Below are 24580 nucleotides of genomic sequence, written 5' to 3'. Positions count from 1 at the left end.
GTCGACAACTTCACTTTAGAGACCTGCTGGCCGGTCATGGCCGCCTTGATGAAGCCTGCGGGCGCTACGCGCCCTTGCCTTCATCAAGGCAATCCGGCTCTTCGAGAGACCAGTTCCCAATGTGCTATGGCACCGAGCTCACCAGCAACGCCGTTCTCGCATGGTGCGGAGAGCTCGGCGTGGAGTGGCATTACATTGCTCCGGGCAGGCCGATGCAGAACGGCTACGTCGAGAGCTTCAACGGCCGCATGCGCGATGAGCTGCTGAACGAGACCTTGTTCATGAGCCTTGCCCATGCACGGGTCGAGATCGCTGCCTGGGTCGAGGATTACAACCGGGAGAGGCCGCACTCGTCACTTGGCTACGCAACCCCGGCGGCGTTCGCCGCCAAACTGGATAAGCAATGGCCCGCTTCGCTACGCCCTACGGGCTCCGCTACGCAGCCCATTGCTTCAACTGCGCCGATGCGCAAAACAACCGCCCGGCCCTAATCCCAGCTGGCGGAAAGCTGGGGGTCACGTCAGACCAGCATGAGAAGTCCACGGTTCAAGGCCTGCCACAATCCCGTATCGCGCCAGAGGTATAACCAACGGCGCACCGTTGAGACCGGAGGAAAGCAAGGCGGCAGCATTCGCCATGGCAGCCCACCTCAGAGCAGATAGAAGATGGCCTCGGCAATCCGGCGTATTTCCCACTTCCGTCGCCGGCGCGTTCTCGCTGGTGGAGGAAGAAGGGGCTGAAAAATGGCCCTCTCAGCATCGGTCAAATCTGTTGGCAAAGCCGACTCGCTTCGCGCATGGAGAGCGCGAGTGGTATCTGTCCGCATTGTTGTATGCAAGGTAGCTTCTGGCGAAACCCCTGAATCAACGACTGGGCAAGCTGTCAAGCTAAGCCGCTGATACCACTCAACTTAGTTTCGGATCTGGCTCTTAGAGCTCGCTGATAAGGCTGCCAGAGTGGCGTGGATGGTAGTTTACATTTGCATTGTTTCAGCGCGGCGTCTGCATAGGCTTAGGCAAACAGATGCAGGTTCGCCGATTCGCCTGACATGCCTACTTCTGGGCGGCATGGGGGCGCTCATCACTACGTGGCTTCCAGATATTCAGTTTGATCAGGTCTGGGTGTCTATAAGGCTCTCGCAGCAGTCCTTGGATAAGTCGGTATCGGGATGGAACGTCGGGACAGGCCTTAGTTAAGGAGGTCGCCATTTCTCCGTGCTGTCAAAAAATGCAGCACTCCTTTTTGGACGGCACTTTTTTGTTCTAGACTGATGGAACTGTGCTTGATTTATCTGCGGTTTATAGTAGCAGGGGAAGGCTGCCTCTGGAACAGCCCTTCGGTCGCACGGCAGTGGCAGGCGTTGATGAAATTGTGCGCAGCGCGCGCTTTCCTCATCGGCGCCTGCCAATAACCCCTAGCTTGATACATTCTGGCAAGATACTGCAATCCATATCACTGGATTGCGATGCTTTTATCGACAAGAAGGTTTTTGATAAGCGGCTATTTAAGTTCGGATGTAAATGCAAATATTGAATTTCTGGGGAGATTTATGGAGATGTGTCGTGGTTAAGTTTATGCAGGCGTTCTCGGTGTTAAAATAATCCGATATGACCTTTTATACAAAAAATGTGGTGAAAATCCGGAAGAGGTCACCATCGATCCTGTCCGATGGTTAACCGGATACTGCTGCAGTCGTAATGGTTAAGCACCTACGAAAGTCTAGGGTTCAGGTCTGGTTCCCGAATGAGCGCTGTATTGAGTATCTTTTCGAAGACCGGGTATCTGCAGTCAGGATTAAGCAGGCTGTGTCTCGCTTGTTGGTCACGATGCCCGCCTTCCATCTAACGGTCGGTGAAGCCGCTGATTGTAAGGCTCATGAGGATTTGATCGAGCTGCCCGCGCGCGCACCAAACGCGTTGCTCGCCGCCAATGATTACGACACCGACGCGATCCGGGCAGACCTCGCCGACAGAAAGATCGAAGCCGCCATACCCGGCCGGTCAAAACGCCGAGTAAAAATCGAGCACAATCGAATGCTCTACAAACAGCGCCACCGCATCGAGCGCATGTTCGGTCATTTGAAGATCAACCGCGCTATCGCCACCCGCTACGATCAGCTTGTTTAAGGACGGGTCACGGGGGCCGTAAGGCGACATCTACCTTTACGATTTGTCGCCTTGGCCTGATCGATTTCCCGGCGGGTAGTCTTCCGGGAGAGGACGATGGGTTGTCTCGATGGCGAGACATTGACGGCGATGAGTGTGCTGTTGAAGCAAGGGCATACGCAGAGTGCGGTTGCGCGACTGGTTGAGATTACTGCTTGGCGATTTTTGAGGGACGCCATTACAGTGTGCCCTTTCGCTTCTTCCGCCAGGACGTCGAGGGACGTGGGGTCTCTGGCAGGGTACTGTTCCTGAAGAACTGCGAAGTTGTCGCCGACCATCCGCGTGGAACCGAGGCGCTGGTCGTCATTGACCCCGCCCATTTCGAGGGTCCGAGCACGTCCCGGGTACTCGCGCCGCTGCCGCTGGGCCGGATGGGCCGCAAACTGCAGGAGATTGCAAGCGCTGGTGTCCAGCACCGCTCTTTCGACCTCTATGCGCTCGTCGCGGAGGTGGCTCGATGAACACGCCCCGGATGAGGCTCGATATCGATGCCACCCGCGAGAAGCTGTGCCAGCTTGCCTGTGGCCATGCCGCAGACACTCTCGATGACATGATTGGCGAGGCGGTGCGTGACGAGATCAGTGCGCACGTCTTCCTCGTCCGGCTCCTCACGACCGAACTTGCTGGCCGCGAGGAGCGTCGGGTGCGGGTCATGCTCAAGAACTCGAAGCTGCCGTCGGGGCAGACGCTGGAAAACTTCGATTTTGCCTTCCAGCTTGTAATCGAGCGCTCACGCATCGACACACTCGCCACTGGCACCTAGATCCGCAACGCCGAAGTGGTCCTGCTGCAGGGGGCGCCTGGCGTGGGCAAGTCGCACTTGCTCGCCGCGCTGGGCATCCGTGCGGTCCAACTTGGCTTCTCGGTCCAATACTACCGCTTCGACGAGCTCATGGCCGCGCTGCGCCACGACGCCCAGTTGCCACCGCCGCGCATCAAGATGCGCAAATACATATCGAGCGCGCTGCTATTGATCGACGAGATGGGCTACGATCCGCTCAACCGCGAGGAAGCCAGCCTGTTCTTTCGCCTCGTCAGCTATCGCTATGGTAGCGGGGCCATGATCATCACCAACAAAAGCATCCGCGACTGGACCGAACTGCTTGCCGGCGACGAAGTCCTCGCCACCGCCATCCACGACCGGCTTCGCCACCGCGCCCATGTCCTCAACATCAAAGGTCGCAGTTACCGCCTGCGCGACCTCGAGGACCCCGTCAAGGCCTGATCGCCAATCTTCGTCGAAGAAATTTCAGGGGTGGGGAGCATGCTCCCCAACCGTGAAATCATACCTCTCATGCAGCGCGACACCTCGTAACACTGGGTGTCCATTGACACCGTGTTGACTGGCGATTTCGTAACCAATATCCGGCATCCAACTGGTTGGCCCCGAGCAGGCGGTGGGTTTGTACGTAACGTCAAGCTCGATCACCCGCTCATTGAGATCCCCAGCATCGGCTCAGCGGCAATCGAAACCCGCGAGTGATTTCGGCGCCTTCGGGTGGGCCAGCGCTTCCAGAGCGGCTGGCCTGAGGATGGTGATGCGATTGTAGTCGAGCGCAATGATCGTTTCTTCCTCCAAATTGCGCAGAAGCTTGTTTACGCTCTGGCGGGAGATGCCAAGCATCGCCGCCAGCTGTTCCTGAGGGAGCCGCAGTCCGAGTTCGACCTCGTCGGGACGTTCGATGCCGTGGATGAGCGACAGGTCGATCAATGTGCGCGCCAGTTGCTGTTCCAGCGTGCCCAACCTGACTGCGTCAAGCTGGCGCAGGCTTTCCCCCTGACGGGCGCACATCAGCAGAGCGACATCGCGCCACAGTATGGGATCACTGTCGAGCAGGGCTGTCAGCGCATCGCACGGGAGATGGAGCAGTACGGTATCCTCGTAGGCCCGATAGACATAGTGGATCGGGGGGGCAGCAAGCAGCCTGACGACAGCGAGAATCTCGTGCGGTCCCTGCACGCTCAGCACAAATCGGCGTCCATCGACGGATTCGCGCCCGATCTCCACTTCCCCCGCAGCAATCACGAACGCCTCCCGATGTTCGGGGTCACGAGCGAAGATTTCAGCCCCTCGCGGATGGAACTTGGCGTAGGCGATCATGGCAAGATCGGCGAGCCGCTCGTCCGGCCAGGTGGCAAACAGCCGACACTGGCGCAGCGCTTCCATGCGGTCCTTGTGAGACCATGTTCCTGTCTTTCCGCCCATCTTCGCCCTGCTGCCGTGCCCCTTTCGAGAGTTTATAGGCCGCCTCCGGGCACATCCCAATGGATTGTCGTCGGGGCGACAGATTTTGACCTTTGCAGCCGCTAGCCAGCAGAAAAGGGCCGAGGAGCAGGGTATGATGAGAAGAATTCTTGCAATGATCGCGCTTGCCGCGATGTTGCTGGGACGCGGTGCATGGGCACGGCCGGTGAGCGAGGACGAAGCCTACGCGATCGGGCTGGACGCCTATGTTTACGCCTATCCGCTGGTGCTGATGGAAGTGACGCGGCGCGTGGCGACCAGCCCGGGGGGAGCAGGTCGGCCCTATGCACCGATGAACCGCTTCGCGCACATGCGCACCTATCCCGATGCCAGCTTCAAGGATGTCGTGCGGCCCAATGCCGATACGCTCTATTCGACGCTATGGTACGATGTCAGCGACCAGCCGTTGATCCTGACCCTGCCCGATACGGGCGGGCGCTATCACGTCGTGCCTCTGATGGACATGTGGACCGATGTCTTCGCCACGCTCGGCACCCGCACGACCGGCAGCGGAGGGGGCAAGGTGGCGATCGTCGGCCCGCACTGGAACGGGAAGCTGCCTGCTGCCCTGCGGATCGTGCGCAGCCCGACGGCGAGCGGTTGGATCATCGGCCGGGTACAGACCAATGGCCCGGCGGACTATGATCACGTCCACGCCATCCAGAAGGGTTTTGCAGCTGCGCCGCTATCGGGTTTGAACAAGCCGGTTGCAGCGGGTCCGCCCGCCGTGCCCGCAGCTGTAGCCGCGCCGCTGCCACCGGTCGTGCAGGTTGCGCAGATGAAACCGGATGCGTTCTTCGCCCTGTTCGCCGAGTTGCTGAAACGAAACCCGCCCCATGCCAGCGACTATGCCATGCTGCTGCGGATGGAGGCGCTCGGCCTGGTTCCAGGGAAGCCTTTCGATCTGGCGCAGACCGACCCGGCCATGCAGCGCGGCCTTGCCCGCGCAGCGCAGGATGGACTGCGCCGGATTACCGATCGACGCAAGGCGGTCCCCGTGACAAGGGCAGGCTGGAACGTGCTTGGCGGCGCTGTCGGGGTCTATGGCAACGACTATCTGCAGCGTGCCTTCATCGCCTTTGCGGGTCTCGGCGCGCTGCCACCCGAGGAGGCGGTCTACCCGATGGTGCGGCTCGATGGCGATGGTGTGCCGCTGACGGGCGCGTCGCAATATGTGCTCCATTTCGCCAAGGACGAGATCCCGCCAGCCGATGCGTTCTGGTCACTCACCATGTATGGCGAGGACCAGTTCTTCGTTGCCAATCCGATCAACCGCTTTGCCATCGGCGATCGCGACAAGCTGGCCTTCAATCCGGACGGCTCGCTCGATCTCTATATCCAGAACGAGAGGCCCGGCGGAGACAGGGAAGCAAACTGGCTCCCCGCGCCCAAGGGACCGTTCTCGATGAACCTGCGCCTATATCTCCCGCACCGGGCAGTGCAGGAAGGCGCTTGGTCGCCGCCCCCGGTGCAAAGGGTGCGCTGAGTTGACCTCTGCATGGTAAAGTTCACTGCGCAGCTTCTTGAACAGGCGCATGATCTCGGGTTCGAACAACAGAAGCCGCGTCGGACTTTTTTAAAAATGAGTCGATATCAATCCCATCATGTTAACGTCCTCGAACAACGAGCTCGCAATAACCGCTGTCGGCGTAAGCTGACACTTTAAGATCTACGCCAGACGGCCCGACATTGCTCGAAGGCCGTCGTACTGCGGGCTGACGTGACCGACATATAACGGCAATTGAAAGTCTGGAAAGTGGACCGAAGTGGACGACCAGCACACGCTCTGCTTGTGCCTTTGAGGACCTGAACCCAAGAAAAATGGGCACAAAAATGGGGGTATGACTGGGGGTATGGCATTGGGGGTATCGAATTTAATCTATCAAAATCAAATAATTACTGATCTTCCGGCGATCCCTCCTCCGCTACCACAATTCCGGCCATGGCCGGAATTTCCGAGCCAGTGTTGGCCCTTCCTCATCATCTGCCGCACGCATGTCTTCGGATCGGCCAGCACGCTCAGTGTGGCCGTGTCACAGACTCGTGCGCAAGACCGGTGCTTCCAGGGGAGGAGCACCCGGAGCGACGGGGGCACTGGCCCTCGGGAGGGCCAGCGCAGTGTCAGGCCGTCAGGCGGTAGCCGAATCCCCGCACGTTCTCCACGACCGGCGGGCCGAGTGCGTGGAGCTTGCGGCGCAGGCGGCTGAGATAGACCTCGACGATGTTGGTGAGCGGATCGTCCTCGATGCCCCAAACGGCGCGGAGGATCTCGCTGCGCGAAATGACTGTTCCCGGCGATTCCATCAGTAGCCTGAGAACGCCCATTTCCTTGACGGTCAGCTGGACGGGCGAGCCTGCGCGCGTCAGGGTCATGGTGCGCGGATCGAAGTGGAGGTCGCCGACAGTCAGGGAGCCGTCTGCCTGGACCGGGTTGGTATGCAGGGGTTCCATCCGGCGCTTGACGGCATCCATGCGCGCCAGAAGTTCCTCAAATGCGAAGGGCTTGGGCAAGTAGTCATCCGCGCCGCCTTTGAGGCCCCGGATGCGGTCGGCCACTTCGTCGCGCGCGGTGACCATGATGATAGGGGTGGTTACGCCTGACTCGCGCAGTGCGGCGCAGACTTCGAACCCGCTCAGGTCCGGCAGGTTCACGTCCAGCAGGATGAAATCGAATGCCATCCCGCGGGCGAGTTCGAGCCCCGTCCCACCATCAGTGGCGAGCGTGACCTTGCAGCCTTCCTGGGTAAGGCCCCGGTGGATCGTCGCGGCCAGCTCGACTTCGTCTTCGATGAGCAGCAGTTTCATAGGTTCATACCATCTGTCGGCTCACGGGCCGGCACGAGAGGAAGGCGAATTGTCACGACAGTGCCAGTGTTGACCTGGCTGGAAAGGCTTATGGTTCCGCCCATAGCCTCGGTGATGGATCGCGCAATGGAAAGCCCGAGGCCCTGTCCGGACCCGGTCTTGCGACTGCCGCGGCGAAAGCGCTGGAACAGATACGGCAGGTCTTCAGCAGGGATGCCGTCGCCGTGATCGCTGATCGTGATCATGGCATAACCCTCAACCGCGGCGATCGTTGCATCAACATGCGGTGCGTCGCTGGAATAGCACACAGCATTGTCGACGACGATGCGGATGACCTGCTTGAGCCGGGTCTCGTCGCCCTCGACGATCAGGCTTGATGGCGCTTCGATCAGGCTGATGCTGCCGCCGTCTGCCTCGATGACCTTGTGGAAGTCCTCGAGACTTTCGCGGACCGCGGCCACGGCATCGACCGGCTCGATATGCGTGTGGAGCATGGGCTCCTCGGCGCGCGCGAGATTGAGCATGTCGTCGATCATCTCGGCCATCAGTTCCGAAAGGCGCACGATCCGGTCCAGAGCCGAGCGCAGGTCCTCGGGCGGCGCTTCGCGGTCGCGCAGGGTAATCTCCGCTTCGCTGCGCATGATCGAAAGCGGGGTGCGGAGTTCATGGCTGGCATCGGCCAGAAATTGCTGGCGCAGGCGATTGGACCGCTCGAGCGAGCGGTTGGTCGAGGCCAGCTCGTTCGTCCGCTGGGCGACGGCCCGCTCAAGCTCCTCGTTGGTGCGCTTCATCGCCTCGGCACCGGCCTCGACGCGCGAGGCCATGGTGTTGAAGCTCTCGGCGATGGTCCTGAATTCGGTCGTGCCGACTATCGGCACGCGCTTCTGGTAGTCACCGTCAGCCATGGCCCTGGTCGCCTGCCACAGGTTGCCCAGCGGGCGGACCAGCTGCCGTTGTCCCCAGAACACCACCAGCAGGCCGCAGATGCCGACGATCGTCACGGTCAGGGTGAGGGTGTCGATCACGCCCTGGAAAGTCTCGACCGAATTGCGACGGTATTCCTTTGCCTCGCGCTCCTCGACCTTGATGGCTTCGAAGACGAGGTCTTCCCAAACGGTGTCGGGCTTATCGCCCTTCAAGGATTTCTCGAGGCTGGCACCGATCCGTTGGAGGGTCTGGCGCTGATGGACTTCTTCCTCGATCTGGGCCGCCCGGAACTTTCGCTTCAGCGGGGTCTCGCTGATCATCTTGATCTCGGCGTTGAGATACCGCTCGGCGTTGGTCACGTGCGAGCGGACGCCATCGACGTAAAGCGCCTCGTTCTTTCGGAAGTCGGCCGGGTTGGTGTAGCGCTCCTGCTGCAAGGTGTAGCCAAGCACGGCGAGCCGCTGGAATGCGCTCAACGACTGGCTGGATGCTTCCGAGCGCGCATGCTGGGCGCGGACCACCTTGACCGCATGGTTTGCCACCACGCCCGGTACCGCGACGGTGAACAGCACGAATGCGAGAGCGATCCACAGCTTGAGTCGGAGCGCGTTCATGCCACAACCACTTCGCAACGGGACCGGTGCCAGCGAGGGGCATTCCCAAAGGCAGGCGTAGACGCGCCTCGCTCCTCGTCTGACATACGAACCGTATTCCCCCGCCTGTATTGCCCCCGCGCGTCGAAAGGCCGTGCTACAAGCTCTGTCCTTGAAATCACAATGTCCTGACAGCGCCTGTCGATCAACGAATTGGCCAATTAATTTTCCATGAATGCCGCGCTGCCAGCCCATTCGGCGTGTGCCGTCCGGCCGCTGACAAGTGCGGAGCCGCGCTGCTCTTGCGGATGACAAATCCTCCTTGCCATGCCAACGCGCGTTCATGCGTACCACATACGAAGACGCGAGTGTCAGACTCTACCACCTTGGCGATGGTCCCGAAGGCGGCTCGATCGAGACGCTGTTCTACGGACCGCTGCATCGCGCGCTGGAGATTGCGGCACAGCAGCCCGAAGCGATTCAGGATGGTCTTTACCTTGCCACCGATAATGACGTGGTCGCCTATCATGATCTGATCGGGCAATAAGCGCTCACAAGGCTTCCCCCGCCGCGCGGCCGCTGGCCCAGGCCCACTGGAAGTTGTAGCCGCCCAGCCACCCGGTTACGTCCACGGCCTCACCGATTGCGAAGAGGCCGGGAACCTTGGCCGATGCCATGGTCTTCTGGCTGAGCGCCTTGGTCGATATGCCCCCGGCCATCACTTCGGCCTTGGCGTAGCCTTCGGTTCCGTTCGGGTGGAATGGCCAGCGCGCCAGCTGCCCCTGCGCCTTGCGCAGATCGGCATCGCGCAAGGTTGCCATCTCGCCATCGAGCTGCAGTCTTTCAGCCAGCGCTTCGGCGAGGCGTTCCGGCAGGCGCCGCGACAGCGCAGTGCGGAAGGCGCTGCGGGGGCGTGCGCGCTTTTCCTCGATCAGCCAGTCGTTTGCCGCGTCCGGCAGGAAATCCACTGCAATTGCGGTGCGGTGCTGCCAGTAGGACGAGATCTGCAGCATCGCCGGGCCGGACAGCCCCTTGTGCGTGAACAGCGCTGCCTCGCGGAACGCGGTCTTTCCCCACCGCGTAATGACTTCAGTGGATACGCCGGAAAGCGAGCGGAACAGGGCCTCGTCCTCGCCAAGCGTGAACGGGACGAGGGCAGGGCGGGTCTGGACGACGGGCAGACCGAACTTGCGAGCCAGATCCAGCGAGAAGCCGGTTGCGCCCATCTTGGGGATGGACAGGCCGCCGGTCGCCAGCACCAGCGACGGGGCGTTGTGCTCGCGGCCATCGATCGTGACGCGGAACATTCCGTCGGCATGGTCTACGGCTGTGACGGGCAGGCCAAACGAGAAGGCAACGCCACCGTCGCGGCACTCGGCCATCAGCATCTCGACGATCTGGCGCGCCGAGTGATCGCAGAACAATTGGCCGAGCGTCTTTTCATGCCAGGCGATGCCGTGGCGGTTGACCATCTCGAGGAAGTCTGACGGCGTGTAACGGGCCAGCGCCGAGCGGGCGAAGTGCTGGTTCTCCGAGATGTACCGGTCGGCGGCGGTGTGGATGTTGGTGAAGTTGCAGCGTCCGCCGCCCGAGATCAGGATCTTCTTGCCGGGTTCGTCGGCATGATCGACGAGCAGCACGCGCCGCCCGCGCTGGCCTGCGGTCAATGCAGCCATCAGCCCCGCCGCGCCCGCGCCGAGGATGATCGCGTCGTAGTGTGCGCCGCTCACTTGAGGAGTTCGGTGGCGAGGGCTTCGGCCACCTTGATTCCGTCGACCGCCGCCGAGAGAATGCCGCCTGCGTAGCCGGCGCCTTCACCGGCAGGATAGAGCCCGCGCGTATTGAGGCTCTGGCAATCCTTGCCGCGCGTGATCCGCACCGGCGAGGACGTGCGCGTCTCGACGCCGGTCATGACCACATCGGGGTGATCGTAGCCCGGCACCATCCGACCGAACGCGGGCAGCGCTTCTCGGATGGATTCGATCACGTAGTCGGGCAGGCACTTCTTGAGTTCGGTGAGGTGGACGCCCGGCTTGTAGCTCGGGATCACGCTGCCGAATTCGGTCGAAGGCCGGTCTGCGAGGAAATCGCCCAGCTTCTGGCCCGGAGCCATGTAATTGCGCCCGCCAGCCTCGAAGGCGAGGCTTTCCCAGTGGCGCTGGAAGGCCATGCCGGCCATCGGCCCGCCGGGGTAATCGCGGTTCGGATCGATATCGACGACGATGCCGGAGTTGGCGTTGAACTCGGCGCGCGAATACTGGCTCATGCCGTTGGTGACGACGCGGCCTTCCTCGCTGGTGGCGGCGACGACGCGTCCGCCCGGGCACATGCAGAAGGAATAGACCGTGCGCCCGTTCCTGCACTTGTGCGAAATCGAATAGGCCGCCGGGCCGAGGATCTTGTTGCCCGCGCTCGGGCCATAGCGGGCGGTGTCGATCCAGCTCTGCGGGTGTTCGATGCGCACGCCGATGGCGAAGGGCTTGGCCTCGATATGGACGCCACGGTCGTAAAGCACCTGAAAGGTATCGCGCGCGGAGTGGCCCACCGCCATGATGACATGGCGTGCGGGCAGGAACGATCCGTCCGACAGGTGCAGGCCCGCAATCCGCCGCTCGCCATCGGCCGCGGTTTCGATCTCGAAGTCTTCGACGCGCGTCTGGAAGCGGTATTCACCGCCCAGGCTCTCGATCGTCTCGCGCATCGACATGACCATGGTGACGAGGCGGAAGGTACCGATGTGGGGGTGGGCTTCGGTCAGGATGTCGTCGGGCGCCCCCGCCTTGACGAACTCGACCAGCACCTTGCGGCCAAGGTGGCGTGGGTCCTTGATGCGGCTGTAGAGCTTGCCGTCCGAGAAGGTGCCGGCGCCGCCTTCACCGAACTGCACGTTGGATTCCGGTTCGAGTACCGAGCGGCGCCACAGGCCCCAGGTGTCCTTGGTCCGCTCGCGGACCGCCTTGCCGCGTTCGATGATGATGGGCTTCAGGCCCATCTGCGCCAGGATCAGCGCCGCCAGCAGACCGCAGGGGCCAGCGCCGATCACGACGGGACGCTCACCGTCCCAGTCTTCGGGGGCCATGACCGGGAACTTGTACGAGGTGTCGGGCGTGGGCTTGACGTTCTGGTCGTCGGCAAAACGGGCCAGCACTTCGGCCTCGTTCGCCAGCACGCAATCGACCACGTAAGTCAGCAGGATCGCGTGCTTCTTGCGGGCATCGTTGCCGCGACGGAATATGGTGAAACGGACAAGCTCTTCGGGCGCGATATCGAGGCGCGCGCAGATCGCCGCCGGAAGGTCTTCGGCGGCGTGGTCGAGAGGCAGTTTCAGTTCATTGATGCGAAGCATGGCGCCGCCCTAGCCAATTCCGGCGGGCGGCGCCACACGTGCTTCGAGGTCAGTCCTTGAAGGGCCCAGCGAAGGCAATATCGCTGACCGGCTTGCGGTCGCTAACCACTTCGCGCTCGCGCAGCATGTCGGGCAGCTGCGACTTGTCGCCCTGCTTGCCGATCACGAAGGCCATCTCCACGCGGTAGCCTTCGGGCAGGTTGAGCACTTCGGCGGCCTTGGCGAAGTCGACGCCGGTCATGCCATGGGTGTGATAGCCGAGGTGCAGCGCCTGCAACGCGGCGTTCGCCCATGCCGCGCCAGTGTCGAAGCTGTGGCTGTGGTTGGGATTGTTGCCACGGTCGCTGCGCATGAATTCGTCCGATACGGCAAAGACCAGCACGCCTGCGTCCTTGGCCCAGCTCTGGTTGAACTCGACCAGCGCGGACAGGAATTTGTCGAAGTTGGCATCGCCCTTGTGCGCATAGGCAAAGCGCCATGGCTGATAGTTGTAGGCGCTGGCGGCAAGGCCTGCTGCCTCGAAGATCACGTCTAGATCCGATTGCGGCACGGCCGAGCCATCGAATGCGCGCGGGCTCCAGCGGTCGACGATGATCGGCAGGACGCGGGGAGAAGCGGTACGGGTCATGGGATGCTCCTTGGGAGAGGTGATGGGATGATAGGAAGGTGGAGCCGGAGCGCAACTGCACTCCGGCTCGCGGGGGGGTAGGGATCAGGCCGCGTCGACGAGCACCAGCTCGGCGTCCTCGAGAGCTGTGATGACGATCTCGGTCACGCCGGTGATGGCAACCCCATCGCGGGCATTGGCTTCGATCTCGCCGATGCGGACCTTGCCTTTCGCGGGGACGAGATAGGCGTGGCGATCTTCGGTCAGTTCGTAGCGGACCGTTTCACCGGTCTTGACCGTCGCGCCAAGGACGCGGGCGTTGGCATTGATCGTCAGCACGTCGCTGTCTCCGGCAATGCCCGAGGCGAGCGGGACGAAACGGCCTTCGCGGCTGTCCTTGGGGAAGGGGCGCGCACCCCAGCTTGGCGCATGACCGCGGCGATCGGGGATGATCCAGATCTGGAACAGGCGGGTTTCCTCGTCCTCCAGATTGAATTCCGAGTGGGCGATGCCCGTGCCTGCCGACATCACCTGCACGTCGCCCGCTTCGGTGCGGCCTTCGTTGCCGAGGCTGTCGCGATGAGTGATCGCGCCCTTGGTGACGTAGGTGATGATCTCCATGTCGCTGTGCGGATGGGTGGGGAAGCCGCTCTTCGGCGCGATGCGATCGTCGTTCCACACCCGCAGCGCACCCCAATGGACGCGCGCCGGGTCATGGTATCCGCCGAACGAGAAGTGATGGTGGGCATCCAGCCAGCCGTGGTTGGCCGCGCCGATCGAGGCGAAGGGGCGCAGTTCGATATGAGCCTTGGTAGCGGTGGGGGTTGCAGTCTGGGTCATGGCGATTTCTCCAAACGGGCGGCTTGGGGTCCGTCCTGTTGGGGTGGAGATAGGCCTTGCAAGGCATTCGGAATATCCCAATAAGTTAAATCAGGATGTTCGAAATTCTTGAAAGGCTATCCCGTGGACGTCGGCCAGCCAACCCTTGACCAGCTGCGCCTGTTCCTCGCGGTGGTCGACGAAGGCAGCTTCAACGCCGCCGCGCGCAAGCTTGGCCGCGCGATCTCGGTGGTCAGCTACGGCATCGTCACGCTGGAAACGCAGTTGGGCGTCACCCTTTTCGACCGCGAGGGGTCGAAGCGGCCGGTCCTGACGCCTGCAGGCAAGGCCATGCTCGCCCAGGCGCGGGCAGTGGCCGATGACGTCGACGCGCTGATCGCGGGCGTCCGCAACTTCAACCAAGGCCTTGAGGCCGAGCTGGGGCTGGCCATCGACGTGATGTTCCCGACTCATCTCGTCGCCGAAGTGCTTCGGGACTTTCAGCAACTCTTCCCTACGGTGCAGCTCCGGCTCTTCGTCGAGGCTTTGGGCGCAATCGCGGCCATGGTGGTCGACGGGCGGGCCGAGCTGGGCATTTCCGGGCCGGAGCTCGTTGCCATACCCGACCTTGAGCGTGAAGCGATCGGGCAGGTGGAACTGGTGCCAGTTGCTGCGCCGGACCATCCGCTGGCCCGGATGGAGACGATCCCGCCGGGAGAGGCGCGCAAGCACCGGCAGCTCGTCCTGACCGATCGTTCGCAGCTGACCCATGGGCAGGACTTCTCGGTATTGAGTGCGAGCACGTGGCGGCTGGGCGATCTGGGCGCGCGCCATGCACTGATGCGGGAAGGGATCGGCTGGGGCAACATGCCCCGCCATTTGATCGACGCCGATCTGGCAGCGGGACGGCTCAAGCGCCTCGCGCTGCCCGAAGCCCCAAACGTTGCCTACCGCTTTCACGCGCTATGGCGCCGAGACTGCCCTATCGGTCCGGCGCGGGCGTGGGTGCTGGATGCCCTGCGCGCACGGCTGGCGCGCTGCCCGGATGCAACTTCGCCCCGCCAGACGGACTGACGGGGCGCAATTCCGGCTATGCCGTTCGTGTCAGGTGCCGGCGCTCTTGCGCTTGAAGGCGGCGTTGTCGTTTGCCTTGATCTTCGCGATTTCGAGGCCCGGTGCCGACGGAAAACCGCCCTTCGGTCCGACCGTCTTGGCGACACTGGCCGGCACGACGACTGTCGTCTTGCCCGCGCGGGTACCGGCGTGGCCGAGCGCAGGTGTCATGAGCGCGGCGATTGCAGTTGCGGCAGCGAGCCGCTTCGAAAACAGGTTCATGATGAAGCCCCCCGAAAGTTTCTCGTGCGGGCAGCTTTCCGATCCTGAATTGCAGCCCGCAGCTATGCTCCTCGGGCTAAGTGGGTTTACCTAAATGCAACATTGGTAGTTAAGGTGATCTTCATCATGAAAAAGTGTTATTTCGAAAGTTAAGTTAACGGACGCTTCTTAATCAGCGCGCTGCGCAGGCACCTGCAAACGATTTCGCCCCGCTGGTTGATAAGTTCATGTTTGAAGGTCACAATTCCCGCATCGGGGCGTGATTTGCTGGCCCGAAGTTCCATGACTTCGCTCGTCGCGCGCATCGTATCGCCGATGAAGACCGGCGCGGGCATGATAAGCTTGTCGTAACCGAGATTCGCGACGAGCGTGCCCAGAGTCGTGTCGCCGACGGACAATCCGACCATCAGGGCGAAGGTGAAGGTGCCGTTCACGAGGATCTGCCCGAACTCGCTCGCCTTCGCCGCTTCCACGTCGATGTGCAGTGGCTGCGGGTTGTGGGTCATGGTCGAGAACAGCAGGTTGTCGGTCTCGGTCACGGTGCGGCGGATCTCGTGCTCGATCCGCTCGCCCACTTGCCATTCGTCGAAGAACTTGCCCGCCATCAGCATTCCACCTTCTTGATCTGCGCCAGCAGCGCCTCGACCTGAACCTGCGCTCCGGCAACGGCGTTCAACTCATCGACCACGCCATCGAACGGCGCGGTGAGGGCATGCTCCATCTTCATCGCTTCAAGGACCATCAGCTTCTGGCCCTTGGTGACCGACTGTCCTGCCGCGACATCGACGGAGATGACCTTGCCCGGCATCGGGGCAAGGATGGCGCCATCCGAAGCAGAGCCACCCGCGCCGCCCTCGGCACGGGCCAGGGCGACGATGAAGCGCTCGCCCCCTTCGTCAACGGATGTAACGCTCTCGCCCGGCCAGTAATCGAGCGCCGGTTCGGCGGGAAGGTCCACGGTGAAGGACCGGGCGAACTGGTCCTTCAAGCGCACCTCGCGGCGTGCCGGGGCATTCATGCGGAAGCCTGACTGGCCGCTCCATGGGCTGTCGCCGGGCGTACCGACGAGCCGCATTGCGGCAAGACCCAGCGCTTCCGCAGTTGGCTCCGGACGGGTCGTCAGCGTCTCGAGGTTGCGCTCGATCAGGCCGGTATCGACCACGCCGGCCTCGAAAGCGGCATGGCCCAGCAGCCGCCACAGGAAGCCACTGTTGGTGATCAACGGGCCGACCACGCCTTCCTCCAGCGTCTCGCGCAAGCCTGCGATGGCCTCCGAACGCGTATCGCGATGGACGATAACCTTGGCGATCATCGGGTCGTAGAACGGCGAAATCTCCGCGCCCGCTTCGACGCCTGTATCGATGCGCGCGCGATACTGCGGGAAATGGAAGTCCTCGACCCGCCCAATGCTGGGCAGGAAGCCCTTGCTGGCATCTTCCGCATAGAGCCGCGCTTCCATCGCCCAGCCGTTGATGCTCAGCTCGTCCTGCCGTTTCGGCAGTGGCTCGCCCGAGGCTACGCGCAGCTGCCATTCGACCAGATCGACGCCGGTGATCTCCTCGGTCACCGGGTGTTCGACCTGCAGCCGCGTGTTCATTTCCATGAACCAGATGCGGTCTGCGCGCAGGCCTTCGGAGCCATCGGCGATGAACTCGATGGTGCCCGCGCCTTCGTAGTCCACCGCTTTGGCCGCACGCACTGCGGCGGCGCAGACCGCTTCGCGCGTCGCTCCGTCCATGCCGGGGGCAGGGGCCTCCTCGATCACCTTCTGGTGCCGCCGCTGCAGCGAGCAATCGCGCTCGAACAGGTGGACGACATTGCCGTGGGCGTCGCCAAACACCTGCACTTCGATGTGGCGGGGCGAGAGGATGTACTTCTCGATCAGCACGCGATCATCGCCGAACGAGGACGCCGCCTCTCGACGGCACGACGCAAGCGCCTCGGCAAAGTCCTCGGCGCGCTCGACGCGCCGCATGCCCTTGCCGCCACCGCCTGCCACGGCCTTGATGAGCACTGGATAGCCGATGGCGTCGGCCTCGGCCTGCAGGCGCTCAGGAGATTGGTCCTCGCCCAGATACCCCGGCGTGACCGGTACTCCGGCCGCGATCATGCGTGCCTTGGCCGCGTCCTTCAGCCCCATTGCCGTGATCGAGGCCGGCTTCGGTCCGACCCAGACCAGCCCGGCATCCAGCACCGCCTGCGCAAATTCGGCGTTTTCCGAGAGGAACCCGTAACCCGGATGAATCGCCTCGGCTCCGGTCGCGAGTGCTGCAGCGATGATCTTCTCGCCAACAAGATAGCTCTCGCGCGCCGGCGACGGGCCGATGTGCACGGCCTCATCGGCAGAGCGCACATGCAGCGCCCTGGCATCAGCGTCGGAGTAGACCGCAACTGTGCGGATGCCGAGCCGCCGCGCGGTACGGATAACCCGGCAGGCGATCTCGCCCCGGTTGGCGATGAGGAGGGATTTGATCATGACCATAACCTCAAAACACCTCCCCGGAACGGGGAGGGGGACCGCCAGCCAAAGGCTGGTGGTGGCGGGGTGTTTGCGCATCGCAAGCCGCTACGATGCCGAGTAGGGCTGCTTCCAGATCAGCCAGCACATCTCGCGCAGGAATTCTCAACAGCCTGAACCCTCGCTCGCTCAAAACGATGTTGCGCTTCGCATCACGTTCCGGGCGATCACCCATGTCGTGCGAAATGCCATCGATCTCGATCGCAAGCCGCCGTTCAAGGCACACGAAGTCGAGGACGAAGTTGCCTAGCGGATGCTGGCGACGGAACTTGTAGCCGCCGGGACGTTTGCGAAGCTCGCGCCATATCAGCACTTCGGGAAGATTGCCGGAACGGCGTTCGCGCTTTGCCACGGCGAAGGCCTTCGCGCTTGCCGAGAGCACCCCTCCACCGTGCTTCGCACGGTCCCCCTCCCCGTTCCGGGGAGGTGCTTGGTTGTCGTCAACCATCACATCCGGAACACCCCGAACCGGGGCGCCTCCGCAATCGGCGCTTCCAGACAGGCCTCCAGTGCCAATCCCAGCACATCGCGCGTCTGCACCGGGTCGATCACCCCATCGTCCCACAACCGCGCAGTGGCGTAGTAGGGATTGCCCTCGTCCTCGTACTTCTGGCGGATCGGCGCCTTGAAGGCTTCGGCCTCTTCCGGCGTCCACTTGTCCGCATCGCGGTGCACCGTCGCCAGCACCGAAGCCGCCTGCTCGCCGCCCATCACGCTGATGCGCGCGTTCGGCCAGGTGAACAGGAAGCGCGGCTGGTAGGCGCGGCCGCACATGCCATAGTTGCCTGCGCCGAAGCTGCCGCCGATCAGGACGGTGATTTTGGGCACCTGCGCCGTCGCCACCGCCGTCACCAGCTTCGCGCCATGCTTGGCGATGCCCTCGGCCTCGTACTTGCCGCCGACCATGAAGCCCGAGATGTTCTGCAGGAACAGCAGCGGAATGCGGCGCTGGCAGGCGAGTTCGATGAAATGCGCACCCTTCTGCGCGCTTTCCGAAAACAGCACGCCGTTGTTGGCAAGGATCGCCACCGGGAGCCCGTGAATATGGGCAAAGCCGCAGACCAGCGTGGTGCCGTAGAGCGCCTTGAACTCGTGGAATTCGCTGCCGTCGACGATCCGCGCGATCACCTCATGCACGTCATAAGGCGCGCGCACGTCCTCGGGGATGATCGAGTACAGCTCTTCCGGATCGTACTTCGGCGGCACCGCCTCGCGCCGTGCAACGCCCGCATCTCCTGCGGGGCCGATATGCGAGACGATATCGCGCACGATCGTCAGCGCATGTTCGTCATTGTCGGCGAGATGATCGACGACGCCCGACTTGCGCGCGTGCAGGTCACCCCCGCCCAGTGCCTCGGCGGTGATTTCCTCGCCGGTCGCGGCCTTCACCAGCGGCGGCCCGGCGAGGAAGATCGTGCCCTGTTCGCGCACGATCACGGTTTCGTCTGACATCGCCGGCACATAGGCCCCGCCCGCCGTGCAGGACCCCATCACGCTGGCGATCTGCGGAATGCCGCGCGCACTCATGTTGGCCTGGTTGTAGAAGAACCGCCCGAAGTGATCGCGGTCGGGGAAGACTTCGGCCTGGTTGGGCAGGTTCGCCCCGCCACTGTCGACCAGGTAGATGCAGGGCAGGCGGTTCTCCTGCGCGATCTCCTGCGCGCGCAGGTGCTTCTTCACCGTCATCGGGAAGTAGGTGCCGCCCTTGACCGTGGCGTCATTGGCAAAGACCATGCAATTGCGGCCCGAGACGCGACCGACCCCGGCGATGATCCCGGCGCCGGGCACCTCGTCACCGTACATGCCGTTGGCGGCAAGCTGACCGATCTCCAGAAACGGCGAACCCGGATCGAGCAGGCGCTCCACGCGATCACGCGGCAGCAGCTTGCCGCGCGAGACATGGCGCTCGCGGCTGCGCTCGTCACCGCCGAGCGCGGCCTTCGCGACCCGCTCGCGCAGTTCTTGGGCCAGCGCGCGGTTGTGCGCCGCGCGGGCCTGCGCCTGTTCGGAGTTCAGGTCGATGTTGCTCGAGAGGACCGGTGCGCTCAACGCGTGCTGCCTTTCAGGTGCTTGGTGAAGAACGGCAGCACATACGTGCGGAAGCGCTCCTTCACCCGGTTGCCGTGGTCGCCCACATAGATTTCCCAGTCGTGCGCAATGCCGAACCGGGTCAGGGTCTCGTGGATAAGTTCATCGTCGGCGCGGACGAAATCGGTATCGCCGGTGTCGATGGCGATGCCGCTCATCCGGCGCAGCGACGGCAGGTACTGCGAGGCCATGGCGACGGGCGAATTGGCCGCCCACTTGGCAATGACCAGATCGTTGACCTTGCCGTCGCTGGTGCCGAGATCGGCGAAGAACGGCGGCTTGCCCGGATTGGGAGACCATGCCGCAGCGACCGCGAAGTTGCCCCGGCTCATCCAGTCCGCCGTGAGCGCCTGATCGACTGACCAGCCTTCGTACTTCGGATCCGCCGAGGACGCCGGGCGCGGGATCTGGCAGCACGGGTTCATCGCATAGAGCGCGCCGAACACGTCCGCGCGCTTCATGCCGAGCTTCAGCGTACCATATCCGCCCATCGAGTGACCGGCGAGCCCGCGCGCCTCGCGCGAAGGGATCGTTCGGAAGTGCTTGTCGGTCCAGGCCACGAGGTCTTGCGCGATGAAGTCCTCGAAGTTCCCCACCGTGGGCGAGTTCGAATACATCGAACCGCCCCACTTGGTCATGCTGTCGGGCACCACGATGATCGCTTCCGTGCCCGAGGCCTTGAGCGCTGCATCGAAATCGTTGCGCTCGACATACTGGTCAGCGGTCGAGTTGTAGCCGTGCAGGAAATAGATGACCGGGTAGCGCCTGCCCTTGGCCCGGCTTCCTTTGTCGTCGTAGCTGTCCGGCAGGAAAACATAGACCGTGCGGTCGGCGGTATTGCCCTCGAGATTGCCTTCCACCGCTGCACTGTGAACGGTGGTCTTCTCCATTCGCGCAAGCGCTGGATGGGAAAGCCCAAGCAGGGCTGCACAGGCAATGAGGGCTTTCAGGCGCATAAATCTCTCCGCAGGATCGTTATCGTCTGCCGATCAGCGCGCTCCGATAAGTTCGCGGCCGATCAGCATCCTGCGGATTTCATTGGTTCCGGCGCCGATGTCCAGCAACTTGGCATCGCGCAAGTAGCGCTCCACCGGCCAGTCCTTGGTATAGCCCGCGCCGCCCAGCGCCTGCACCGCCTCGCCCGAGACGCGGAAGGCGTTCTCGCTGGCGAGCAGGATCGCGCCCGCCGCGTCGAAGCGCGTGGTCTGCCCCGCATCGCAAGCCTTGGCCACGGCATAGACATAGGCGCGGGCCGACTGGATCGCGACGTACATGTCGGCCACCTTGGCCTGCATCAACTGGAACGTGCCGATCGGCTGGCCGAACTGCTTGCGCTCGCGCACATAGGGGATGACGGTGTCGAGGCAGGCCTGCATGATGCCGATCTGCATTCCCGCCAGCACCACGCGCTCGTAGTCGAGCCCGCTCATCAGCACGCCCACGCCGCCGTGGAGCGGGCCCATCACGTTCTCTTCCGGTACGAAGCAATCCTCGAAAACCAATTCGCAAGTGGGCGAGCCGCGCAGGCCCATCTTGTCGATCTTCTGGCCGATCGAGAAGCCCGGCATGTCCTTCTCGATCAGGAAGGCGGTGATGCCACGGCTGCCGGCCTCGGGCGAGGTCTTGGCGTAGACCACCAGCGTATCGGCGTAAGTGCCGTTGGTGATCCAGAACTTGGTGCCGTTGAGGCGGAAGCCGCCCGCCACCGGATCGGCGCGCAGTTTCATGGAGACAACGTCCGAACCAGCGCCCGCTTCCGACATTGCGAGGCTGCCGACGTGCTCGCCGGAGATCAGCTTGGGCAGGTACTTCGCCTTCTGCTCGTCATTGCCCCAGCGGCGGATCTGGTTGACGCAGAGGTTGGAGTGCGCGCCATAGGACAGGCCGACCGACCCGGACGCGCGGCTGACTTCCTCGACCGCGATGACATGGTCGAGATAGCCGAGGCCAAGGCCTCCGAACTCTTCCTCGACCGTGATGCCATGCAGGCCGAGCGCGCCCATCGGCTCCCACAATTCGCGCGGGAAGCGGTCGTTGCGGTCGATCTCGGCGGCGAGGGGGGCGATCTGCTCGTCGGCAAAGCGACCCGCCGCCTCGCGGATCATCAGGGCGCTTTCGGTCAGGCCGAAGTCGAAATCGGGCGTGGCGCGCATCTCGGGCATCCTCTGCAAACTTTTCGCGGCGGAGGATACCATTGCCAAACCATCGCTCAAAATTGATTTATCTCGGGGATTGCGATAGGTTTTTCCTATGATGAAACGCGCGCATCTCCGGCAGTTCCTTGCCGTGGTCGAAACCGGCAACTTCACTCGCGCGGCGGAGCGGCTGGCGATTTCGCAGCCGACGCTTTCCGCCGCCATTGCCGAACTGGAACGCCTTGCCGGCACGCGGCTGTTCCTGCGGGAACGGCGTCAGGTTCGCCTTACCGAGGCGGGGGCGCGGCTGGTCAACCACGCTCGCGCCATCGAGCGCGAATTTCGCGCCGCCGAGGCCGCCTTTGCCGAAGCACCCGTGCCGCTCAGCCCCTTGCGGCTCGGGGTCCTGCATTCGATCGCCACGACCACTCTCTCCGCTCTGGCGCGCCGCCATTCCGGCCCACAGCCGCTGACCTTGTCCGAAGGCACCGACTCCGAGCTGCGCCGCAAGCTGGGGGAAGGGCAGGTCGATGCGATCCTCACGCTAATGCGTCCCGAGGATGCCGACCGGCCTTCGCTGACGCTGCTGGAGGAAGGCTACCGGCTGATCATGCCGGAAGGTCATGCGCTTGCTGGTGCGGCCTTGCTGGACGCCAGCGACGTCGCCGCCGAAACCATGATCGCCCGCCGTTCTTGCGAGATCCTTGGCGAGACCAGTCGCTGGTTCACCCAGCGCGGCGTGCGCCCGCCGTTCTTCCTGCGCTCGTCCAATGACGACCGCTGCATCGAGATGGTGCGGGCAGGGATGGGTGTGACGACCGCGCCGCAATCGCTGGCGCGGGAAGGTGTGGTGGCGGTGCCACTGGCCGACTACGATTTCCGCCGGACCATCGGGCTCATCGCGGCGCGCGAACGTCCAGATCTTGTAGCCCAATCAAGCGCGCTGGCCGAAGCCGCGCGCGCCGCGTTCACTTGACGGCGTAGAGCAGGCGACCTTCGCCCAGCCGCTCCAGCACGCCATCGATATCGCTGTTCGAGAACGCGAAGCATCCCTGGCTGCGGCCGATCCGCCCCTGCGTCGCCGCAAGGTTCTCGCTGACGTAGCTCGCCGCGTGGATCACGATGCCACGTTCGAGCGCAGCGCTGTTGGCGTCCTCCAGCCCGATCAGGCGGCGCGAGCGACCATGCTTGCCGTAGTAGGTCACGCCGGTGAGGAAAGCGCCGGGGCTCGATGCGTTCGAGCCATAGGCGTTGGAAAAGCGCTGCACCCAGCCGCTGTTGGCGGGGTCAGACCCGCTGCCGTGCGAGACGAGGTGCGAGGAGACGACCTTGCCGCCTGCGATGTCGACTAGATGGAACCGCGCCTCGCGCGAGGCCTTGCCGAAATCGACCAGCCCGACGAGGTCGCGATGGCGGATATGCGCGCCATGGGCGTCCAGCGCCGCAATCGCGCGCTGCACCAGCAAGGGCGGCGTCGGCTGCGCAAAAGGCGAGAGTTCAGGCTCTTTGGGAGGTGTGACTGCCAGTGCAGGCTGGCCCGAAACGGCCATGCTGCCCAGCGTTGCAACCATGGCGCCCAAAAATTGGCGCCGATCAGGAACCATTATGCGAGACCCCGGTTATCGTCCATTGGTCCCGGAAATGTATGTGTTGCGTCACACCTGCAAGAGGCGTGGCCCAGCCTTGCGACGAGTCGTGCATCACCCGCCACCTGCTGAGCCATCCCGCTGCTTCAATTGCCTTTCGTCAGGCGCAGCGCCTTGGGGCTGCGGAAGTTGGAGGACGAGACCCAGTCCAGCGTTTCGTCGACGCGGCTGAATTCCGGAACGACCTTCAACAATTCCTCATAGGCAATCTGCGTCGCCAGTCGCCCGATCGCGGAACCGAGGCAGGCATGGACTCCGCCCCCAAACCCGAGATGTCGCTTGGCCCTTCGCGTGATGTCGTAGACGTCCGGATTCTCGAACATGCGCTCGTCGCGATTGGCTGAGCCGTAGGCAAGGATCACCGCGTCGCCGGCCTTCATCACCTGTCCGTGCAGTTCGACATCGCGCGTCAGCGTCCGCTTGAAGCGCTGCGCTGAAGTGTTGAACCGCAGCGATTCCTCGATGGCATCGGGGATCAGCGAAGGATCGGCGACCAATGCCCGCCTCGCCTCCGGATAATCCGCAAGGTTCAGCCCGAACATCGCCATGAAGCCCGAAAGGCTCTCGATCCCGGCCATGATCAGCGTCGTCACGGTCAGCTGCACTTCCTTGTCGAGCAGCTTCTCGCCGTCGATCTCGGCGGTGATGAAGTTCGACAGCAGGTCGTCTCCCGGATTGGCCTTGCGCGCCGCCACCAGCTTTTCGGCATAGTTGGCCATCCAGTGGAACGCGGCGAGGTGCTCAGGGCTCTTCTTGCGCGTCACCGGATCGGTCTGCACCATCAGCACGGCATTGTGCCGCACCAGGTCCGCGTTCTCCTCCGGCAGGGCAAAGAGATAGAACAGCAGGTCGACGGTGAGCTTCGAGGTATAGTCCCCCACAAGATCGAACACCGGCTTGTCCGCAATCGCCGCCAGATGCGCCCGCGCCGCTGCCCGCGCCGGTTCGACAATGTGCTCCAGCGCCCGCTTCGTAACCGCCGACTGGATCAGCGCGCGCAACCGGTCATGCCGCGGCGGATCGCTGGAGCCGAGCGTTGATCCTGCACGCCCTGGAAACTCGTCGACCAGATTGCCTTGTGCCGAGGAATAGGTCCGCCAGTCCTGCAGTGCATTGAGCACGTCGGAATAGCGCGACAGCACCCACTTGCCCGCTTCCTCGGACCAGAAGCACGGATATTCGTCGCGCAGGGTCTTGTAGGCGGGGAAGGGATCGGCGTCGTTCGCCGGGGAATAGGGATCGAAGCGGAACTGGGTCCGCTCGGCAACGCTGGCCATGGCAAGTCTCCTCTCTTGACCGGACAGTGCCAGCGGGCGCTTGTCTATGCGACGCACCGCTCAGGCAAATCCTT

At 63.2% G+C, this 24580-nt stretch carries 23 protein-coding genes and 2 pseudogenes; 8 read left to right on the top strand and 17 right to left on the bottom strand.

The annotated features are described in order from the left end of the window. A partial coding sequence (locus I2488_RS11275) for a transposase (RefSeq protein WP_246465618.1) occupies positions 1–491 on the top strand: 491 nt, incomplete at its 5' end. Between the two features lie 38 nt (positions 492–529). On the opposite strand, the pseudogene I2488_RS11270 reads toward I2488_RS11275, so the two are convergent. Then, positions 530–826 (bottom strand): annotated as a pseudogene (locus I2488_RS11270) (transposase); the annotation flags it as partial. A gap of 1000 nt (positions 827–1826) precedes the next feature. Here I2488_RS11270 and I2488_RS11265 point away from each other — a divergent pair. The 3 genes and pseudogenes from I2488_RS11265 to istB all read left to right on the top strand — a co-directional run bounded on the left by I2488_RS11265 (position 1827) and on the right by istB (position 3390). Beyond that, entirely contained in the window at positions 1827–2126 is a 300-nt protein-coding gene (locus tag I2488_RS11265) for a transposase (protein ID WP_343071052.1), read from the top strand. 194 nt (positions 2127–2320) lie between these two features. Continuing rightward, positions 2321–2626, top strand: coding sequence for a Mu transposase domain-containing protein (locus I2488_RS11260; protein ID WP_196275891.1), 306 nt, complete (start codon positions 2321–2323; stop codon positions 2624–2626). After that, positions 2623–3390 (top strand): annotated as a pseudogene (istB, locus tag I2488_RS19580) (IS21-like element helper ATPase IstB). The gene I2488_RS11260 and the pseudogene istB overlap by 4 nt, the downstream one beginning before the upstream one ends. Before the next feature lie 231 nt (positions 3391–3621). On the opposite strand, the gene I2488_RS11245 reads toward istB, so the two are convergent. After that, positions 3622–4332 (bottom strand): Crp/Fnr family transcriptional regulator, encoded by a 711-nt coding sequence (locus I2488_RS11245; RefSeq protein WP_196275888.1) that lies wholly within the window; start codon positions 4330–4332, stop codon positions 3622–3624. A 175-nt stretch (positions 4333–4507) separates the two neighbouring features. Between I2488_RS11245 and I2488_RS11240 the strand changes: the two genes are divergently transcribed. Continuing rightward, entirely contained in the window at positions 4508–5896 is a 1389-nt protein-coding gene (locus I2488_RS11240; protein ID WP_196275887.1) for a DUF1254 domain-containing protein, read from the top strand. A gap of 635 nt (positions 5897–6531) precedes the next feature. On the opposite strand, the gene I2488_RS11235 is transcribed toward I2488_RS11240, so the two are convergent. After that, positions 6532–7215 carry a response regulator transcription factor gene (locus I2488_RS11235; RefSeq protein ID WP_196275886.1) on the bottom strand — a complete coding sequence of 228 codons (684 nt, stop codon included), beginning with the start codon at positions 7213–7215 and terminating at the stop codon, positions 6532–6534. After that, positions 7212–8756 carry a sensor histidine kinase gene (locus I2488_RS11230; protein ID WP_196275885.1) on the bottom strand — a complete coding sequence of 515 codons (1545 nt, stop codon included), beginning with the start codon at positions 8754–8756 and terminating at the stop codon, positions 7212–7214. The genes I2488_RS11235 and I2488_RS11230 overlap by 4 nt, the downstream gene beginning before the upstream one ends. A gap of 322 nt (positions 8757–9078) precedes the next feature. On the opposite strand from I2488_RS11230, the gene I2488_RS11225 reads away from it, so the two are divergent. Further along, positions 9079–9282, top strand: coding sequence for a hypothetical protein (locus tag I2488_RS11225; protein ID WP_196275884.1), 204 nt, complete (start codon positions 9079–9081; stop codon positions 9280–9282). Positions 9283–9286: 4 nt separating this feature from the next. Here the strand turns inward: I2488_RS11225 and I2488_RS11220 are convergent, their stop codons facing one another. The 4 genes from I2488_RS11220 to I2488_RS11205 form a co-directional block, all read right to left on the bottom strand. Then, positions 9287–10465, bottom strand: coding sequence for an aminoacetone oxidase family FAD-binding enzyme (locus tag I2488_RS11220; RefSeq protein ID WP_196275883.1), 1179 nt, complete (start codon positions 10463–10465; stop codon positions 9287–9289). Continuing rightward, positions 10462–12081, bottom strand: a complete 1620-nt coding sequence (locus I2488_RS11215) for an NAD(P)/FAD-dependent oxidoreductase (protein ID WP_196275882.1) — start codon at positions 12079–12081, stop codon at positions 10462–10464. The genes I2488_RS11220 and I2488_RS11215 overlap by 4 nt, the downstream gene beginning before the upstream one ends. A 49-nt stretch (positions 12082–12130) precedes the next feature. Beyond that, the gene (locus I2488_RS11210) at positions 12131–12709 is read right to left on the bottom strand and encodes a nitroreductase family protein (protein WP_196275881.1); all 579 of its coding nucleotides are present in this window, start codon (positions 12707–12709) and stop codon (positions 12131–12133) included. A gap of 84 nt (positions 12710–12793) precedes the next feature. Beyond that, entirely contained in the window at positions 12794–13528 is a 735-nt protein-coding gene (locus I2488_RS11205; RefSeq protein WP_196275880.1) for a pirin family protein, read from the bottom strand. Positions 13529–13651: 123 nt separating this feature from the next. Here I2488_RS11205 and I2488_RS11200 point away from each other — a divergent pair, with 123 nt between their 5' ends. Further along, a complete protein-coding gene (locus tag I2488_RS11200; protein ID WP_196275914.1) occupies positions 13652–14581 on the top strand; it encodes a LysR substrate-binding domain-containing protein in 930 nt (309 codons plus the stop codon). A gap of 30 nt (positions 14582–14611) precedes the next feature. On the opposite strand, the gene I2488_RS11195 is transcribed toward I2488_RS11200, so the two are convergent. The 7 genes from I2488_RS11195 to I2488_RS11165 form a co-directional block, all read right to left on the bottom strand. Further along, the gene (locus I2488_RS11195; RefSeq protein WP_196275879.1) at positions 14612–14842 is read right to left on the bottom strand and encodes a hypothetical protein; all 231 of its coding nucleotides are present in this window, start codon (positions 14840–14842) and stop codon (positions 14612–14614) included. Between the two features lie 149 nt (positions 14843–14991). After that, complete coding sequence (locus I2488_RS11190) at positions 14992–15447, bottom strand: MaoC family dehydratase (RefSeq protein WP_196275878.1); 456 nt, start codon at positions 15445–15447, stop codon at positions 14992–14994. After that, complete coding sequence (locus I2488_RS11185; RefSeq protein ID WP_196275877.1) at positions 15447–17318, bottom strand: acetyl/propionyl/methylcrotonyl-CoA carboxylase subunit alpha; 1872 nt, start codon at positions 17316–17318, stop codon at positions 15447–15449. The genes I2488_RS11190 and I2488_RS11185 overlap by 1 nt, the downstream gene beginning before the upstream one ends. Positions 17319–17328: 10 nt before the next feature. Next, positions 17329–17808 carry an endonuclease domain-containing protein gene (locus I2488_RS11180; protein WP_196275876.1) on the bottom strand — a complete coding sequence of 160 codons (480 nt, stop codon included), beginning with the start codon at positions 17806–17808 and terminating at the stop codon, positions 17329–17331. Beyond that, positions 17808–19409, bottom strand: a complete 1602-nt coding sequence (locus I2488_RS11175; protein ID WP_196275875.1) for a carboxyl transferase domain-containing protein — start codon at positions 19407–19409, stop codon at positions 17808–17810. Before I2488_RS11175 ends, I2488_RS11180 begins: the two co-directional genes overlap by 1 nt. Continuing rightward, positions 19406–20338, bottom strand: coding sequence for an alpha/beta hydrolase (locus I2488_RS11170; protein ID WP_246465617.1), 933 nt, complete (start codon positions 20336–20338; stop codon positions 19406–19408). Before I2488_RS11170 ends, I2488_RS11175 begins: the two co-directional genes overlap by 4 nt. A gap of 99 nt (positions 20339–20437) precedes the next feature. Continuing rightward, the gene (locus I2488_RS11165; RefSeq protein WP_196275913.1) at positions 20438–21601 is read right to left on the bottom strand and encodes an isovaleryl-CoA dehydrogenase; all 1164 of its coding nucleotides are present in this window, start codon (positions 21599–21601) and stop codon (positions 20438–20440) included. A gap of 100 nt (positions 21602–21701) precedes the next feature. Between I2488_RS11165 and I2488_RS11160 the strand changes: the two genes are divergently transcribed. After that, a complete protein-coding gene (locus I2488_RS11160; RefSeq protein WP_196275873.1) occupies positions 21702–22559 on the top strand; it encodes a LysR family transcriptional regulator in 858 nt (285 codons plus the stop codon). On the opposite strand, the gene I2488_RS11155 is transcribed toward I2488_RS11160, so the two are convergent. Continuing rightward, positions 22552–23154 (bottom strand): murein L,D-transpeptidase catalytic domain family protein, encoded by a 603-nt coding sequence (locus I2488_RS11155; protein ID WP_246465616.1) that lies wholly within the window; start codon positions 23152–23154, stop codon positions 22552–22554. The genes I2488_RS11160 and I2488_RS11155 overlap by 8 nt on opposite strands. Positions 23155–23315: 161 nt before the next feature. After that, positions 23316–24506, bottom strand: coding sequence for a cytochrome P450 (locus tag I2488_RS11150; protein ID WP_196275871.1), 1191 nt, complete (start codon positions 24504–24506; stop codon positions 23316–23318). Between the last annotated feature and the right edge of the window lie 74 nt (positions 24507–24580).

The organism is Novosphingobium jiangmenense (assembly GCF_015694345.1).
Classification (GTDB): domain Bacteria; phylum Pseudomonadota; class Alphaproteobacteria; order Sphingomonadales; family Sphingomonadaceae; genus Novosphingobium; species Novosphingobium jiangmenense.
The sequence above is the reverse complement of the archived record's forward strand: the minus strand, read 5'-3'. Positions and strand labels throughout refer to the sequence as shown.

What these genes read in the sequence shown, in the direction of transcription:
- I2488_RS11155 (WP_246465616.1), bottom strand. Translation starts at nt 23,154, where the DNA reads ATGGTTGCAACGCTGGGCAGCATGGCCGTTTCGGGCCAGCCTGCACTG.
- I2488_RS11150 (WP_196275871.1), bottom strand. Translation starts at nt 24,506, where the DNA reads ATGGCCAGCGTTGCCGAGCGGACCCAGTTCCGCTTCGATCCCTATTCC.
- I2488_RS11180 (WP_196275876.1), bottom strand. Translation starts at nt 17,808, where the DNA reads ATGGTTGACGACAACCAAGCACCTCCCCGGAACGGGGAGGGGGACCGT.
- I2488_RS11240 (WP_196275887.1), top strand. Translation starts at nt 4,508, where the DNA reads ATGAGAAGAATTCTTGCAATGATCGCGCTTGCCGCGATGTTGCTGGGA.
- I2488_RS11160 (WP_196275873.1), top strand. Translation starts at nt 21,702, where the DNA reads ATGAAACGCGCGCATCTCCGGCAGTTCCTTGCCGTGGTCGAAACCGGC.
- I2488_RS11225 (WP_196275884.1), top strand. Translation starts at nt 9,079, where the DNA reads ATGCGTACCACATACGAAGACGCGAGTGTCAGACTCTACCACCTTGGC.
- I2488_RS11215 (WP_196275882.1), bottom strand. Translation starts at nt 12,081, where the DNA reads ATGCTTCGCATCAATGAACTGAAACTGCCTCTCGACCACGCCGCCGAA.
- I2488_RS11190 (WP_196275878.1), bottom strand. Translation starts at nt 15,447, where the DNA reads ATGGCGGGCAAGTTCTTCGACGAATGGCAAGTGGGCGAGCGGATCGAG.
- I2488_RS11245 (WP_196275888.1), bottom strand. Translation starts at nt 4,332, where the DNA reads ATGGAAGCGCTGCGCCAGTGTCGGCTGTTTGCCACCTGGCCGGACGAG.
- I2488_RS11165 (WP_196275913.1), bottom strand. Translation starts at nt 21,601, where the DNA reads ATGCGCGCCACGCCCGATTTCGACTTCGGCCTGACCGAAAGCGCCCTG.
- I2488_RS11265 (WP_343071052.1), top strand. Translation starts at nt 1,827, where the DNA reads ATGCCCGCCTTCCATCTAACGGTCGGTGAAGCCGCTGATTGTAAGGCT.
- I2488_RS11230 (WP_196275885.1), bottom strand. Translation starts at nt 8,756, where the DNA reads ATGAACGCGCTCCGACTCAAGCTGTGGATCGCTCTCGCATTCGTGCTG.
- I2488_RS11195 (WP_196275879.1), bottom strand. Translation starts at nt 14,842, where the DNA reads ATGAACCTGTTTTCGAAGCGGCTCGCTGCCGCAACTGCAATCGCCGCG.
- I2488_RS11205 (WP_196275880.1), bottom strand. Translation starts at nt 13,528, where the DNA reads ATGACCCAGACTGCAACCCCCACCGCTACCAAGGCTCATATCGAACTG.
- I2488_RS11235 (WP_196275886.1), bottom strand. Translation starts at nt 7,215, where the DNA reads ATGAAACTGCTGCTCATCGAAGACGAAGTCGAGCTGGCCGCGACGATC.
- I2488_RS11170 (WP_246465617.1), bottom strand. Translation starts at nt 20,338, where the DNA reads ATGGAGAAGACCACCGTTCACAGTGCAGCGGTGGAAGGCAATCTCGAG.
- I2488_RS11210 (WP_196275881.1), bottom strand. Translation starts at nt 12,709, where the DNA reads ATGACCCGTACCGCTTCTCCCCGCGTCCTGCCGATCATCGTCGACCGC.
- I2488_RS11185 (WP_196275877.1), bottom strand. Translation starts at nt 17,318, where the DNA reads ATGATCAAATCCCTCCTCATCGCCAACCGGGGCGAGATCGCCTGCCGG.